This window comes from Neisseria animaloris (assembly GCF_900637855.1).
GTDB classification, from domain to species: domain Bacteria; phylum Pseudomonadota; class Gammaproteobacteria; order Burkholderiales; family Neisseriaceae; genus Neisseria; species Neisseria animaloris.
The window spans coordinates 2,021,486-2,035,857 of the sequence record NZ_LR134440.1 but is presented as its reverse complement, the minus strand read 5'-3'; the positions used below and the strand labels follow the sequence as shown (position 1 = coordinate 2,035,857).

Genomic DNA, 14,372 nt, shown 5'->3' with positions numbered 1-14,372 from the left:
AAAGCACAACAGGCCGTCTGAAAACAAATAGGAGCATGATTATGCAACCCGTAAAAATTGTCGCTGCCATTGTTATCAAACCGGAATATGGCCAAGAATTGTTCGACGTATTCCAACGATTGGTATCGGCTAGCCGGCAAGAAGCAGGCAATTTGCGCTATGACCTTCATCAAGATATTGAAAACCCGGATCGCGTGGTATTTTTCGAAATCTGGCGATCGCAAGCCGCAGTTGATGCACATGCTACCACCGTACATTTTCAAGACTTCCTCAAAGCCATCGAAGGCAAAACCGAAAGCTTAGAAATCATACAAATGCACGACATCTCCGATAATTCAATCCAATAAAACCCTTTAATTCAAAGATTTATTAGACAAAGGAAACAAATATGCAAGTTTTTTACGATAAAGATGCCGACCTATCCTTAATCAAAGGCAAAACCGTGGCCATCATCGGCTACGGCTCCCAAGGTCATGCTCACGCCGCTAACCTGAAAGATTCCGGTGTAAAAGTAGTCATTGGTTTGCGTCAGGGAGGATCATGGAAGAAAGCCGAAGCAGCCGGCCATGACGTACGCAGTGTTGCCGATGCCACCAAAGCTGCCGATGTGGTGATGATTCTACTGCCGGATGAAAACCAGCCGGTTGTGTATAAAAACGAAATCGAACCGAACTTAAAAGAAGGCGCAGTTTTGGCATTTGCCCACGGTTTCAACGTCCACTACAACCAAATCGTGCCGCGTGCCGATTTAGACGTGATTATGGTTGCTCCCAAAGGCCCCGGCCACACTGTGCGCAGCGAATATTTGAAAGGCGGCGGCGTGCCTACTCTGATTGCCGTTTATCAAAATCAATCCGGCAAAGCCCGCGATATTGCCCTGTCTTACGCGGCAGCCAACGGCGGCACCAAAGGCGGTGTAATTGAAACCAACTTCCGCGAAGAAACCGAAACCGACCTGTTCGGCGAGCAAGCCGTATTGTGCGGCGGTGCGGTAGAACTGGTGAAATGCGGTTTTGAAACATTGGTAGAAGCGGGCTATGCACCTGAAATGGCTTACTTCGAGTGCCTGCACGAATTAAAACTGATTGTGGATTTGATGTATGAAGGCGGTATCGCCAACATGAACTACTCAATTTCCAACAACGCCGAATACGGCGAATACGTTACCGGCCCCGAAGTGATTACACCCGCAACCAAAGAGGCCATGAAAAAAGCCTTGTACCGCATTCAGTCGGGCGAATATGCAAAAATGTTTATTCAGGAAGGTGCAACCAACTACGCCAGCATGACTGCCCGCCGCCGCTTGAATGCCGATCATCAAATCGAAAAAGTCGGCGCACAATTACGCAGTATGATGCCGTGGATTTCCAAAAACAAATTGGTTGATCTGGATAAAAACTGATCAGCAAGAAATCTCTGCTAAAAATAGCCGGATAATATTTACGGGGTTGCTTTATACAGCGCGATTTGTGCTGTTGTATTGCAATGTACCGTATATTTATCCGGTTTTTTATATCGGCCCGAACGTGTAAAGGTCGAACAAGCATAGAAAGAAATATACGAGGAGGATTTATGGGTGCTTTATCTGATCATGTTTTCAAATCGCTCAAAGAAATGGGCATTGATTATGATGTCGCACAACATCCGCCGGCCTTAACAACCGAAGAAGCCGACCGTTTCATAGAAGGCAAAGAAGGGGTCCGAACCAAGACTTTATTTTTAACCAATCGCAAGAAAACGGCCTTTTATTTAGTGGTTACAGATGATGCCAAGCGTTTGGATATGGAAAAGCTAACAGACTTGCTGCAAGAAAACAGACTGAGTTTTGGTTCGGCCGAACGGTTAAAGGAAAAAATGGGGCTGGAGCCGGGCGTGGTATCGCTATTCGGCCTGTTGAACAATAAAGATCATGACATTAACGTGTATCTCGACAAAGAAATACTGTCTCAAGAACGGATAACTTTTCATGGAAACGAAAACACCAATACCGTGTTTATCAAAATGGAAGACGTGTATCGATTCTTAAATCATCTTTCTTACGACTATCAAATCATCGATTTATAAAAAGAAGCCGTCTGAAACAGTGTTTTCAGACGGCCCCTACCTTTAAGCAGCTTCTGCCGATCAACCTGGCTAAACACAGGTACAGGCTATTCCTCTTCCAAATATTCTATATGGTAAATCAACCGTCTGTTGGATTGATAAACTTCCCCCTCTACCCGGGGATGAGTACCCAAGCCGGTGGAGTCGAGATTACCGTATTGACCTATCATCGGCAGAGTTTTTTTCAGTAATTCCTCACGCTCTGTTTCATCAAGATCTTCCACATCTTTAACGGGAGGGTTCTGACGAATTTTGGCTTCATACTGCCGCGCTGATGCAGCCACTTTTTCTGAACTGACAACCGGCGTTACCGAGCTGGCCACCCTTGAAGGACTACCACGGCCGGATTCTGAGGCGATCTGCTTGGCCTGATGCGACATTTTTTTAACGGAATAATGCCGTTCCGGACGGGCTGAAGACGGTGTAACTTTAAGTTCCTTGCCGAATTGGTTGGCAGCCTCTTGCTTACCGGACTGAACGGCTGCGGCAGCTGGCTGTTCATCTATGTGTGCACAAGCGGTCAGGGCGGCTACCGATAAACAGATGCCCAAACAACGGTGCTTTTGGGAATTGATAAAACCGAAAATCATCGAAAAATCCTTTCCTATGCCAATTTCAAGGACGGGTTAGGAAATTTGACTGCGGTAGCATTTTTTCTGCAATTGCAATTCCGGATAAGCCAAATCAGCCACCCACAAACTGGCGGCATCCAATAATACTTGCTGTGCACTTTGCACGCTTTCGATTTGTCCTGAAGAGAAAGAATACCCTATTCCGGGTTCCGTACCGGAAAGTTGCAAACTAAACTCTTTTCGGGTTGCGGAATATTTTAAATCAAAAGAAGTGGCATAAGCGATGGTATTGGTTGAAGGATCGGTTACATTCACGGCAAAACTGATGATTTTCGATGAATTACTAATCCCGTAATCCAAATTACCGTTCACGCGGGCTTTACTTTGCGAAGCATTCGCTCCTCGTCCTCTACTGAAAAAATCTTCATGATCATTGCGGGTAAAAGCACCTTCAATCGGTATCAGTTGCAAATAAGAAGCAGGAGGAAGCCCCGCATGAGTGCGGCCGAAATTCATCGAAGCCAAATTCCCTTGTTGATACGCTTTCAAATAATCGGTATTAACCAAACCAAATGCATTGATCCCTATCGGCCCATTAACCGCCTGAAAAATAATCGGTTCTTCCTTAACAATTTTTGCCAATGTCGAAGGAAACAATGCGTGAATGCGTGTTCTCAAATGAAACGCACCCGAATCGGCCAAAGGGCTGCTCAATGCTTGCGGCCGTACAGTGCCATCTGTAATACCGGAAATGATAAACAGCGATACCCGAGGGGTTTTAGGAGAAAACTCACTCAGTAATTTACCCGCACAATCCAAAGATTTATCCAATGAAGATTGTGTATAGTTTGGAGTAGCTCGAGTAGAAACAAAATCTATCGATTGCGAAGAACAACCGGTAGCCAGCAAAGCCAAACTGAACATTTTCAAAAAAGAAAGCTTCATAGTGCCTAATTTCCTATCAAGTCGCTTACCCAAACCGGTTAATGGCAGCCTTTAATATCCACTTTTCCAATGTAAGCTTTGCTTATAATTTTTATCTTATTTGCCTTATATCCGGGAACATTCGTAGTGTCCACATGGTTCGCATAAAAGGCACATCTGGGTTTGACAATATTATCTATGTAAAAAGATCTACCGGTAGAATCAGTAACATGATAGCCGTCAGTTTTGGTTTCTTGAGGCCGTACCCGAGCCGCATGAATCATCATAGCCGGAGTAGTCGGGCTTCTGGAGGTAGGAATTTTGGGCACCCCCGGATGTTCTGCCAAAGCAGGTAAAGAAATTCCGCCAATCAACAATGTGCATAGCAACCAACTTGATTTTTGAGTCATTTCATGCTCCCTTCTCTTTTTAGCAAACTAAAATGTACCAAGTCGGCAGACAGCTATAAATGCTGCTGCCGACTCAAATCAACTCATGCTAGTGTTTATTGCAGAGTGATTACGTTAACACCTTGAGTGTTGAAACCACCGCCTTTTACGTGCAGGCTTACACGATCAAAAAAGGCATCTTGCTCAACTTTGCTGTTTTTAGTAGCTGCATTTACCACGTTCGCACCTTGAACGGAGTAATTTGCATCTTGCAATTGCAGATTCAGAGTTTTACCCACTACCGCTTGTTCTACATTGTCAAGGCTTTTCCCACCGGCATCTAAAACGTTAATACCTTGGACGTTAAAAACACCTTCTCTAATAGTCAGATGCGCTTGGTCTTCAATCAATGCCGATTGTGCAAATGAACCTGCAGCAAAAGCAGAAGCACTCAGACCCAAACCGGCCAATACGACAACAGCAGAAACAAATTTATTTTTCATGATATATATTCCTTAATAGACAGTTTTCATAAGCAGACCATTCATGCCAAACGGTTTATTTTGCATGCTTTAAACGGTCAGTTACAAAGGAGATTGTAAGACTCCCGACATTTAAGAAACCAACTGAGCCATACCAAATCACAACAACACCTATAAAGTATCATTTAATTCAATGTGTTCAATTGATTTCTTGAGTGAATTATAGAACAGTCTAAAAAAATTTCTATAACATAAATAATATTAATTTTCGTTATCAATATATGATATAGGAATTTTATTATATGGAGTTTTATATTCATAAGGCATGAACATTCTTCATCACGCCTCATGCATATTGAGTTGTAGTTTAATAACTAAATATTACTATTTAAAGTATTTTTATAAGGAACTCTTTAAAAAGTATGAGAATTTAAACTAAATTTAACATTATTTAATTTTACTTTTCTATTTTAAGACAAAAAAATATAAAAAAAAGAAAATATAACCATTAAATTATATTAGAGTTGATGCTCTTAATTTAATTACTTTATGGTTACATAATTTATTTTCCCATATTATGCTATTTCATCTGTTTGCAGCATTTTTATTACCTGTAAATCATTGTATATAAGAAATAATCATCTTTACCAAAATAAAAAATCATCTGTTATATTATTTCTTGGCACTAAAATCATTAATATATTTACATATAATTATTATTGCCATATTAATTATAAAGAAAGCCGTACAAGATTTTCTAACTTGCACGGCCCTGTATAGCCATCAATATAATGAATTCAAGAAAAACCGAAAAATCTTTTCATCAGCATATACGAAATAAAAAATTTACAAGACCACTAACCACCATATTTCCGTGTTACCTACATACTTAATATATAATGTGCCTCCACTTGCTCACTATAGCGTAACTCTTTGAAAGAACTTATAACATTTTCAATGCTCACAATCCATTCATTCCCAGCCATTTTTCCAAATCTTCCGCACTGATACCCCCTTTATTCTCAAAATCAAGTTTGTTGATTTGACGGCGTTTCCCATATTTAGCCAAAACAGGCGTGCCTGTTAAGTTATATTGCTGTTTGAATTCAGCCCAAGCAGGCTTGTCTTGATTTAACCGATGAACGTTGACAAAGTAGATTTTGTCTTGCAGTTTGCGGTCGCGGATATAATGTTTGAGCAACGGTTCGAATGCATTGCAATCCCCGCAACTTGGCCGCCCTATATAGGCATAAAACGTTTCTCCTTTGGCTACTTTAGCTTTGAAATTCTCAACAGTCAGGCTGTTCAGTTCGAAATAGATATCGGAATAAGTACTTTCCAACCTTTTCGTGTTTTCTGCGGAAAGTTTGACAGCAGTTTGCGCCTCGGCAAGCTGGTCGTGCAGAGTTTGGGTTTCATTGGCGGTGCTACCACAGGCAGCAAGCAATAAGGCAGATAAAATAAGGACGAAAGTTTTAAGTTTCATCGTCAGGCTCCTGTTGTTTGAAAGGCGGTCGGTTGTTTGAAACGGTTGGAATAAAAGATACTGTTTGATGTTGCTTTCAAATGATAAGGCCTTCTAAAATATACGCTTTTTCAGACGGCCTTTATCGTTTAATCAGATAAAAGTTGATTTAGCCCAACAATACACTTGCCTACCAATATTTTCAGACGGCCTATTCTTAGGCGGTTATCAACCATTCACTGATAACTGCTTTAATACTATTGTATCTGACCATATCGGCATCGCAGCCAACCTGCTTCCCCATAATCAAAAATTATTGGTCGGCTATTGCTCCACCGTCATCGGCTTCAAACGATATAAATAAGTCGTTTCCTTGCTGCGAGCAAAAGCCAACGGGTCATTAACATCAACAGCCTTGCTATGGGTAGGCTTGGTTTTCAGCACCTCCACCACCTCCAGAGAGGCCGTCTGAAAGCATTGTTCGAGAAAATCGGCAGCACGCAAATGCAGATGTTCGGCCAAATCCGACATTACCAACCATACTTCGCCATTTTCATGCAAATGTTCGCAAACGCCGTTTAAAAAGCCTTTCAGCATGGTGTTGTCGGGATCATAAAGGGCAGACTCAATGGCGGAAGTCGGCTTTGCCGGCAGCCACGGAGGGTTGCAAACAATCAAATCGGCACGACCCACGGGGAATAAATCGGCAGCTTCAATACAAACTTGCCGGTCAAACCCAAGCCGTTGCAGATTAGCTTGCACACAGACAATGGCACGCGAATTGGTATCGGTTGCGGTAATATCAGCAATACCGCGCTTGGCAAGCAACATGGCAATAATTCCGCTGCCGGTGCCGATATCGAAAGCCGTTTTACAATCCGGCGGCAACGGAGCCTGAGAGATTAAATCGAGATATTCTCCCCGTAACGGAGAAAATACACCGAAAGGCACATGAACAGTATTTTCCAAAGCAGGAATATAAACACCTTTTTTATGCCACTCGTGGGCACCGATAAAGCCGAGCAACTGATTCAACGGCAGCAAAAACGGCTGGTTGTTTTCTTCACCGTACACATCAAGCAACGCGGAATAAACATCGGGAGCCCGCGGCAGATTCAAGGTAAAACCTACGCCGATTTCCACCGCAAGCATGTTCAGAACACGGCTTTGCTGCGCTTGTTGCATGCGATAGATATGAAAGGCCGTCTGAATATCGGCTGCTTTATTGGAAGCAGGCCTACGCACACGTTTTTTCATGGCGGCCAAAACTTGCTTGGCGTTGTGAAAATCGCCGTTCCATACACTGGCAATGTGCGCGTGGGCATTTTTAAGTATCTCGGCCGCACCGGTTTCATTCAGATAAACGGCTTGTTTTGGAGGCTTTTGCGAGCTTTCGTTACGCCATTCGATTCGGGCGGCGCTGTCTGTAGGTATCAGATGACGCATAGTCGGTAGAAAGTATTAAAGTGGCAGCAGTTTACTATATTTATTTCTGAAAAGGTTTCAGACGGCCTTTTCTTCCTCACTCAAACCGAAACACTGCGCCATACAGCCTGCAAATTTAATCCCTCTGTATCTATCTAAAAACCTCAAATGATTTATCGACATAGCACCCTCCTTATTATTTGGACTTAACGCATATTTTGCTATCAGGTTCGGAGGCCGTATTCCTCAAACAAACACCGCAATCAATTTCCAACTTGTCAATCCCATCCGATTTCCCTATAATACGCGCCTTATTCGGAATGTAGCGCAGCCCGGTAGCGCACTTCGTTCGGGACGAAGGGGTCGGAGGTTCGAATCCTCTCATTCCGACCAAATATTTCAGGCAGCTTGGCTCAAACAAGCTGCCTGATTCTATTTCCAGCAAATGCCGTCTGAAAACCTTTTTGAAACAATAACCATAAAACATGCAGTCCTGTTGATTTACCGTTAGGAAAATCTTAAAAATTACCTTACAATACCTCTTCTCCTGCGAAACAACCATTCATTTAAAGTAAAGACCACGCTATGCGATATGCCAAAATTCTCGGAACAGGTAGCTATTTACCCGCAAACCGCGTCAGCAATGATGACTTAGCCAAAAAAGTGGACACATCGGACGAGTGGATTACTACCCGCACCGGCATTAAGTTCCGCCACATTGCAGACGATGGCGAGAAAACCAGCGACCTGGGCGCAGAAGCCGCCCGCCGTGCATTGGCAGACGCAGGCATCGGTGCGGAAGAAATCGACTTGATTATTGTGGCCACCTCCACACCGGATATGCAGTTCCCTTCCACCGCTACCATTATTCAAAGAAAACTCGGCATCGCAGGCACAAGCTGCCCCGCATTCGACGTACAAGCGGTGTGCGCAGGGTTTATGTATGCATTGTCAACGGCCAACGCCTATATTAAAAGCGGCATGGCTGAAAAAGTGCTGGTTATCGGTGCGGAAATTTTCAGCCGCATTTTGGATTGGAACGACCGCACCACTTGCGTTCTATTCGGTGACGGCGCAGGAGCAGCAGTACTCGGTGCAGCCGGCGAACCGGGTATTATCCACAGCAAATTACAAGCCAACGGCGATTATATCGATCTTCTAAACACACCCGGTCAAATTGCCAACGGACAGATTTGCGGTACGCCGTTTCTAAAAATGGACGGCCCCGGCGTATTCAAATTTGCCGTTAAAATGCTGGCAAAAGTAGCCGACGATGTTATTACCGAAGCCGGCTACACCGCCGAACAAATTGATTGGATTGTGCCGCATCAAGCCAACAAACGCATTATTGAAAGCACGGCCAAACATCTCGGCCTGAGCATGGATAAAGTCATACTGACCGTTCAAGAACACGGCAACACATCCGCCGCATCCATTCCTTTAGCCTTGGATAACGGTATTAAAAGCGGGCAGATCAAACGCGGACAGCACCTGCTGTTGGAAGGTATCGGCGGTGGTTTTGCGTGGGGGGCAGTATTATTAAAATACTGACCGTTTACATAGGAGCACTCAGGAGTACTTCTTTAAGACGGCTACACGGAAACCGAGGAATATACTCCTGATTGAAATAAATAATTTTAAAGATAAAAATGAATAAACAAACACATTACGGCACGGTAACCCACTGGTTCAGGGAACTTCAACGCGGATCCATTCTATCCGACGATCACGGCGGACAGCGTATCTATATAGACGCACGTTCGCTGAGTTTGGATTATCTGCTTCCTGCCAGCGGCGACCGGATCAGCTTCGATCTTTTCTACGACGAAAAAAACCGCCTGTGTGCAAAATCCGTCGCATTGCTGCCTCCTCTAGTGGAAAACGAACGAACCGAAGTATCTCTGGCCGAATGGGATTTTCAACAAAACGGCGGTTACGGCATCCACAACATTCAGAAAACCACTCCGATATTTATACTCGGGCAGTTTCTAAATGATCAAACCCGTGTTCCCGAAGAAGGGGAAACTCTGGAAGGCCGGCTCGTCAAGCACAGCAACGGCCAATGGTTGATGACCGAAATCGACATTATTGAAAAAGAACCTGCAAGCCTGGAAGTACCCCCCGAAATCATGCTACCGCCGGAAACACTTCCTACCGTTGCTTCTCCATCGGAAACCCAACCGGAACACCCGATCAAACCTGCTTACAGTGCAGCCAAACCCTTGCCTCACAACAAAGTGCTGAGTGGGCATATTGTCAGTTGGGACGATGAAAAGGGTTACGGCTTCATCCACGCCGACGAACGCGGCCAAGCCGTTTTCTTCCATATTTCCGCCTTCCATTACTCTACCCACCGCCCTCAAGTGGGCCAGCCGGTCAGCTTTTATTGCAACCGGCCCATAGGCGGCGAACCGCAAAAAGCGATTAAAGTGGTTTTAAGAGGGCATGAAGCATCCTTATTCTCCGACCGCCCCTACGATTCCCACGGCTTTAATTTAAATATGAAAAAATTGTTGTGCTTCGGTGCTCCCGGCACGGCCTATCTGCTGGCGGTTGCCTTCTTTTCCGTTAAACTGGCCATTGTTTATCTATTGGCCAGCATCGCAGCATTTTGGCTTTACCGTAACGACAAACAAACTGCCGTTACCCAATCCCAAAAACCGGACAGCGGCTATATCGGCCGTATACCGGAACAAAAACTGCACCAAATCGGCTTAATCGGCGGCTGGCCGGGAGCTTTGCTGGCCCGCGCCTTATTCAACCATAAAACCCGTAAAACTTCTTTTATCCGCATATTTTGGGTGGTGGCCGTCTTAAATATTGCCATCACCTACGCCATACTGATACATTACACCGATAATCCGATTGCTTCATTTTTGAAAAATTAAAGGAATATCATGTCTTTTGCATTCTTCTTTCCCGGCCAAGGCTCGCAAAGTCTCGGCATGATGAACGGCTTTGCAGGCAATGCTACCGTGAAAGCCACATTTGACGAAGCATCTGCTGCCCTCGGCCAAGATTTATGGGCGATGATAAACGGAGAAGATACCGCTCCCATTAATGAAACCGTCAATACCCAACCTTTGATGCTGGCTGCTGGCGTTGCCGCTTACCGTGCCTATTTGGAAGCCGGCGGCAAAACACCCTCTGTGGTTGCGGGCCACAGCTTGGGCGAATACACCGCGCTGGTTGCAGCGGGTGCGTTGGAGTTCGCCGATGCCGTCAAACTCGTCCGCCTGCGTGCCGAGTTGATGCAAAATGCCGTACCGCAAGGAGAAGGTGCAATGGCAGCGATTTTAGGCTTGGATGATGATGTCGTACGCCAAGTCTGTACCGATGCTGCACAAGGCGAAGTAGTAGAAGCGGTTAATTTCAACTCTCCCGGGCAAGTGGTCATCGCCGGCGGCATTGCCGCTGTGGAACGTGCCATGAATCTGGCAAAAGAACAAGGAGCCAAACGCGCCCTGCCCCTTCCCGTGTCGGTGCCGTCGCATTGCAGCCTGATGAAACCTGCTGCTGAAAAATTGGCCGAAGCACTGAAAAACGTAACTGTCAAACAACCGCAAATCCGCGTAATCCATAATGCAGACGTTGCCGCTTACGACAATGCCGACCAAATCAAAGATGCATTGGTCCGCCAACTCTACAGCCCTGTGCGTTGGACAGAAACAGTCAACGCCTTGGTTTCAGACGGCATTACCCAATCTGCCGAATGCGGGCCCGGCAAGGTATTGGCCGGATTGGCCAAACGCATCAACAAAGAGGCATCATGTACAGCCTTAACCGATGCTGCGCAGGTTGAAGCGTTTATCGCCGCACACAACAATTGATCGGTTAAACTTTCAGACGGCCTCTCCCTAACAGAGGCCGTCTGAAAATTATATCTGTAATCGAAAAAACAACTGCCGTCCATGATTGCCGTCTTTTTCAAACAACATTTCTACGTACCCACATGCTTTTTCAGACGGCCTCATAAACAATCCTCCCGGTCAATGTCGACCATGTCAGAAACAGCACACTTTTCCGTCTATCATAGACAATTAGATAAACTGCTCCAATTATGGTATAAGGCCGTCTGAAACTAACTGAAAAAAGGAAATACTAATGAGTTCACAAGATTTAAGCGGCAAAGTCGCTTTAGTTACCGGTGCATCACGCGGTATCGGTGCGGCCATCGCCGACACTTTAGCCGCCGCAGGAGCAAAAGTGATTGGTACGGCCACTTCTGAAAACGGCGCAAACGCCATCAGCGAACGCTTGGCAAAATGGAACGGTAAAGGCCGTGCTTTAAATGCAACCGAAGAAGGCAGCATTGAAACCCTGATTGCAGAAATCGAAAAAGAATTCGGCAAACTGGATATTCTGGTGAACAATGCCGGCATTACCCGCGACAACTTGTTGATGCGCATGAAAGAAGAAGAGTGGGATGAAATCATGCAAGTCAATTTGAAATCCGTATTCCGTGCCAGTAAAGCCGTTTTACGCGGCATGATGAAACAGCGCAGCGGCCGCGTGATCAATATCACTTCCGTGGTAGGTGCCATGGGCAACGCCGGCCAAACCAACTACGCCGCAGCCAAAGCCGGCTTAATCGGTTTCTCCAAATCTATGGCCCGTGAAGTCGGCAGCCGCGGCATCACGGTAAACTGTGTCGCTCCCGGCTTTATCGATACCGACATGACCCGCGCCCTGCCCGAAGAACAGCGTGCAATGTTTACAGCCCAAACCTCACTGGGCCGTTTTGGTGAAGCACAGGATATCGCCGATGCGGTATTGTTCTTGGCCAGCGACCAAGCCAAATACATCACCGGGCAAACCCTGCATGTAAACGGCGGTATGCTGATGCCTTAACCATGTCGAAATAGGCAAGAGGCCGTCTGAAAAATTTTCAGGCGGCCTCTTGTTTCAGACAAATCAATTTTAAGATAAAACCCGTTATAATTTGGGTTTGACCTGATTACAAACTAAAATTTCCCTTCCCTGCCCTCTAACTGACACTGGCTCACCATGCACACCATTTCCCTCGCTCCTATCGTTATCGTGCTACTGGTTGCGGTTATTGCCGTTATAATCTGCCGCAAATTCAACATTCCTTCCATGCTCGGCTATTTATTATCAGGTTTTCTGGCTGGCCCCAGCGTACTCCATCTGATTCCGAAAAGCGAGGCGACCGACTATTTGGGTGAAATCGGTATTGTATTCCTGATGTTCAGCATCGGTTTGGAATTCTCCCTACCCAAACTCAAAGCCATGAGACGCTTGGTGTTCGGTTTGGGCGGCATGCAAGTTGTGATCACCATCTTGGCAGTTATCGGTATTTTATTGGCAAGCGGCACTAAATTTAACTGGGCTTTTGCCGTTGCCGGCGCGTTGACCATGTCTTCCACCGCCATTGTCAGCCGTATTCTTTCCGAAAAAACCGAATTGGGCCAATCTCACGGCCAAATGGCAATGGGCGTATTGTTGATGCAAGACATCGCCGTGGTTCCGCTCATGATTCTTTTGCCTGCTCTTGCCGGCGGCAACAGCGGCAACCTGTGGCTGGAACTGGGTTTGGCCGCCTTAAAAATGATAGCAACCCTCGGCGTATTGTTCTTTGTCGGCAGCCGCATTATGACCCCGTGGTTCCGCATGGTTGCCAAACGCAAATCATCCGAACTCTTCATGATTAACGTATTGCTCGTTACTTTGGGTGTGGCCTACCTGACCGAACTAGAAGGTCTTTCGTTGGCTCTCGGTGCATTTGTGGCAGGCATGCTGCTTTCGGAAACAGAATACCGCTTCCAAGTGGAAGACGATATCCGTCCGTTTCGCGATATCCTGCTCGGTTTTTTCTTTATCACCGTCGGCATGAAACTGGATATTCAAGCCTTGGTTGACGGCTGGCAGCTTGTATTCATATTACTCGGCATTTTGATTGCCCTCAAAGCGTTAATTATCTTTCTGATTGCCTACCGTATGCGCTATACCGTCGGCGACAGTATGAAAACCGCTTTCTATCTGGCACAAGGCGGGGAATTTGGTTTTGTTATGCTGGCGGTTTCTAGCAAAATCGATATGGTTTCCACTGAATTGGAGCAAGCAGCCACCGCCGCCATCTTGCTTTCCATGATTATTGCACCGTTTATTTTGAATGGCAGCGACAAGCTCGTGAATAAATTGGTGAAATCGAATTGGGACATGAAAGCCGTCGACCTGCAAAACATGTTAATCGCCACCATGAGCAAATCCGACCATGTGTTGATTATCGGCTATGGACGCGGCGGACAAACTATAGGCCGTATTCTCGCCCAAGACAACATCCCCTATTACGCGCTTGATTTGGATGCCGAGCGCGTACAAATTGCCCGAAGCGCGGGTGAGCCGGTTTCTTTCGGCGATGCCAAACGGCGCGAAGTACTCGAAGCCGCCGGTCTCAGCCGTGCAAAAATGGTCGTTATCACGCTCAACAACATGCTCGAAACCCAACATGTACTCGATAATATTATGAGGCTTCACCCCACCATGCCCGTGCACGTACGTGCCGTTAGCGACGATTACCTGCAAGTTTTCACCCACATGGGAGCGGAAGAAGCAGTATCCGACACCAAAGAAACCAGCCTCGCACTCGCCTCATATGCGATGTTGGGTGCAGGATTATCGTATCAACATGTTCATCAAACCATCATGAACATCCGCCGCAGCCGCTATGCCATACTGGAAGATTTGTTTGTCGGCAGTGATGACGAATCCGGTTTCTACGACGAAAGCAACAGCATCAGCCGTTATGCATTTACCCTTACCGACGAAGCCTATGCCATCGGTAAAAACACGAACGAGCTTCCACTCAAGCATCTCAATATAAAACTGTTGTTTGTGCGCCGCCATACTCACCGTATTGAAGAATTTGATGAAAACTTCTGCTTGGAAGCAAACGATATTCTGGTTGTAGCAGGGAAAAAAGATAAAATAATTTCCTTTGAAAACTGGTCATTACAAGGAAACCAATAAAACCTTAAAAAAAACCGCTTGC

At 45.8% G+C, this 14,372-nt stretch carries 14 protein-coding genes and 1 tRNA gene; 9 read left to right on the top strand and 6 right to left on the bottom strand.

Annotation, left to right across the window (positions count from 1 at the left end):
- The first annotated feature begins 41 nt into the window (after positions 1–41).
- The 3 genes from EL216_RS09590 (at position 42) to EL216_RS09580 (ending at position 2,064) form a co-directional block, all read left to right on the top strand.
- The gene (locus EL216_RS09590; protein ID WP_085391046.1) at positions 42–347 is read left to right on the top strand and encodes a putative quinol monooxygenase; all 306 of its coding nucleotides are present in this window, start codon (positions 42–44) and stop codon (positions 345–347) included.
- A 41-nt stretch (positions 348–388) separates the two neighbouring features.
- Complete coding sequence (gene ilvC / locus EL216_RS09585; RefSeq protein ID WP_085391033.1) at positions 389–1,402, top strand: ketol-acid reductoisomerase; 1,014 nt, start codon at positions 389–391, stop codon at positions 1,400–1,402.
- Positions 1,403–1,572: 170 nt separating this feature from the next.
- Complete coding sequence (locus EL216_RS09580) at positions 1,573–2,064, top strand: prolyl-tRNA synthetase associated domain-containing protein (RefSeq protein ID WP_085391034.1); 492 nt, start codon at positions 1,573–1,575, stop codon at positions 2,062–2,064.
- A gap of 86 nt (positions 2,065–2,150) precedes the next feature.
- Here the strand turns inward: EL216_RS09580 and EL216_RS09575 are convergent, their stop codons facing one another.
- The 6 genes from EL216_RS09575 to EL216_RS09550 form a co-directional block, all read right to left on the bottom strand.
- On the bottom strand, positions 2,151–2,693 hold the full coding sequence (locus EL216_RS09575; RefSeq protein ID WP_085391035.1) for a hypothetical protein: 543 nt from the start codon (positions 2,691–2,693) through the stop codon (positions 2,151–2,153).
- A gap of 36 nt (positions 2,694–2,729) precedes the next feature.
- Positions 2,730–3,620 (bottom strand): hypothetical protein, encoded by an 891-nt coding sequence (locus tag EL216_RS09570; protein WP_085391036.1) that lies wholly within the window; start codon positions 3,618–3,620, stop codon positions 2,730–2,732.
- 38 nt (positions 3,621–3,658) lie between these two features.
- Positions 3,659–4,009, bottom strand: coding sequence for a hypothetical protein (locus tag EL216_RS09565; RefSeq protein ID WP_126300869.1), 351 nt, complete (start codon positions 4,007–4,009; stop codon positions 3,659–3,661).
- Positions 4,010–4,104: 95 nt separating this feature from the next.
- On the bottom strand, positions 4,105–4,491 hold the full coding sequence (locus tag EL216_RS09560) for a hypothetical protein (RefSeq protein WP_085391038.1): 387 nt from the start codon (positions 4,489–4,491) through the stop codon (positions 4,105–4,107).
- Between the two features lie 940 nt (positions 4,492–5,431).
- On the bottom strand, positions 5,432–5,956 hold the full coding sequence (locus EL216_RS09555) for a thioredoxin family protein (RefSeq protein WP_085391047.1): 525 nt from the start codon (positions 5,954–5,956) through the stop codon (positions 5,432–5,434).
- 303 nt (positions 5,957–6,259) lie between these two features.
- The gene (locus EL216_RS09550; protein ID WP_085391048.1) at positions 6,260–7,381 is read right to left on the bottom strand and encodes a methyltransferase; all 1,122 of its coding nucleotides are present in this window, start codon (positions 7,379–7,381) and stop codon (positions 6,260–6,262) included.
- Positions 7,382–7,676: 295 nt separating this feature from the next.
- On the opposite strand from EL216_RS09550, the gene EL216_RS09545 reads away from it, so the two are divergent.
- From EL216_RS09545 to EL216_RS09520, 6 genes are all read left to right on the top strand, one after another.
- Positions 7,677–7,753, top strand: a tRNA-Pro gene (locus EL216_RS09545).
- Positions 7,754–7,945: 192 nt separating this feature from the next.
- Positions 7,946–8,911: a beta-ketoacyl-ACP synthase III gene (locus tag EL216_RS09540; protein ID WP_085391049.1), complete on the top strand. Its 966-nt coding sequence runs from the start codon at positions 7,946–7,948 to the stop codon at positions 8,909–8,911.
- A 98-nt stretch (positions 8,912–9,009) separates the two neighbouring features.
- Entirely contained in the window at positions 9,010–10,248 is a 1,239-nt protein-coding gene (locus tag EL216_RS09535; protein WP_085391050.1) for a DUF1294 domain-containing protein, read from the top strand.
- Positions 10,249–10,257: 9 nt separating this feature from the next.
- Positions 10,258–11,190 carry an ACP S-malonyltransferase gene (gene fabD, locus EL216_RS09530; RefSeq protein WP_085391051.1) on the top strand — a complete coding sequence of 311 codons (933 nt, stop codon included), beginning with the start codon at positions 10,258–10,260 and terminating at the stop codon, positions 11,188–11,190.
- 274 nt (positions 11,191–11,464) lie between these two features.
- Positions 11,465–12,211 (top strand): 3-oxoacyl-ACP reductase FabG, encoded by a 747-nt coding sequence (gene fabG, locus EL216_RS09525; protein WP_085391052.1) that lies wholly within the window; start codon positions 11,465–11,467, stop codon positions 12,209–12,211.
- Positions 12,212–12,367: 156 nt separating this feature from the next.
- The gene (locus EL216_RS09520; RefSeq protein WP_085391053.1) at positions 12,368–14,350 is read left to right on the top strand and encodes a cation:proton antiporter; all 1,983 of its coding nucleotides are present in this window, start codon (positions 12,368–12,370) and stop codon (positions 14,348–14,350) included.
- Positions 14,351–14,372: the final 22 nt, after the last annotated feature.

Coding starts and splice junctions, on each gene's coding strand:
- EL216_RS09590 (WP_085391046.1), top strand. CDS start 42: ATGCAACCCGTAAAAATTGTCGCTGCCATTGTTATCAAACCGGAATAT.
- ilvC (WP_085391033.1), top strand. CDS start 389: ATGCAAGTTTTTTACGATAAAGATGCCGACCTATCCTTAATCAAAGGC.
- EL216_RS09580 (WP_085391034.1), top strand. CDS start 1,573: ATGGGTGCTTTATCTGATCATGTTTTCAAATCGCTCAAAGAAATGGGC.
- EL216_RS09575 (WP_085391035.1), bottom strand. CDS start 2,693: ATGATTTTCGGTTTTATCAATTCCCAAAAGCACCGTTGTTTGGGCATC.
- EL216_RS09570 (WP_085391036.1), bottom strand. CDS start 3,620: ATGAAGCTTTCTTTTTTGAAAATGTTCAGTTTGGCTTTGCTGGCTACC.
- EL216_RS09565 (WP_126300869.1), bottom strand. CDS start 4,009: ATGACTCAAAAATCAAGTTGGTTGCTATGCACATTGTTGATTGGCGGA.
- EL216_RS09560 (WP_085391038.1), bottom strand. CDS start 4,491: ATGAAAAATAAATTTGTTTCTGCTGTTGTCGTATTGGCCGGTTTGGGT.
- EL216_RS09555 (WP_085391047.1), bottom strand. CDS start 5,956: ATGAAACTTAAAACTTTCGTCCTTATTTTATCTGCCTTATTGCTTGCT.
- EL216_RS09550 (WP_085391048.1), bottom strand. CDS start 7,381: ATGCGTCATCTGATACCTACAGACAGCGCCGCCCGAATCGAATGGCGT.
- EL216_RS09540 (WP_085391049.1), top strand. CDS start 7,946: ATGCGATATGCCAAAATTCTCGGAACAGGTAGCTATTTACCCGCAAAC.
- EL216_RS09535 (WP_085391050.1), top strand. CDS start 9,010: ATGAATAAACAAACACATTACGGCACGGTAACCCACTGGTTCAGGGAA.
- fabD (WP_085391051.1), top strand. CDS start 10,258: ATGTCTTTTGCATTCTTCTTTCCCGGCCAAGGCTCGCAAAGTCTCGGC.
- fabG (WP_085391052.1), top strand. CDS start 11,465: ATGAGTTCACAAGATTTAAGCGGCAAAGTCGCTTTAGTTACCGGTGCA.
- EL216_RS09520 (WP_085391053.1), top strand. CDS start 12,368: ATGCACACCATTTCCCTCGCTCCTATCGTTATCGTGCTACTGGTTGCG.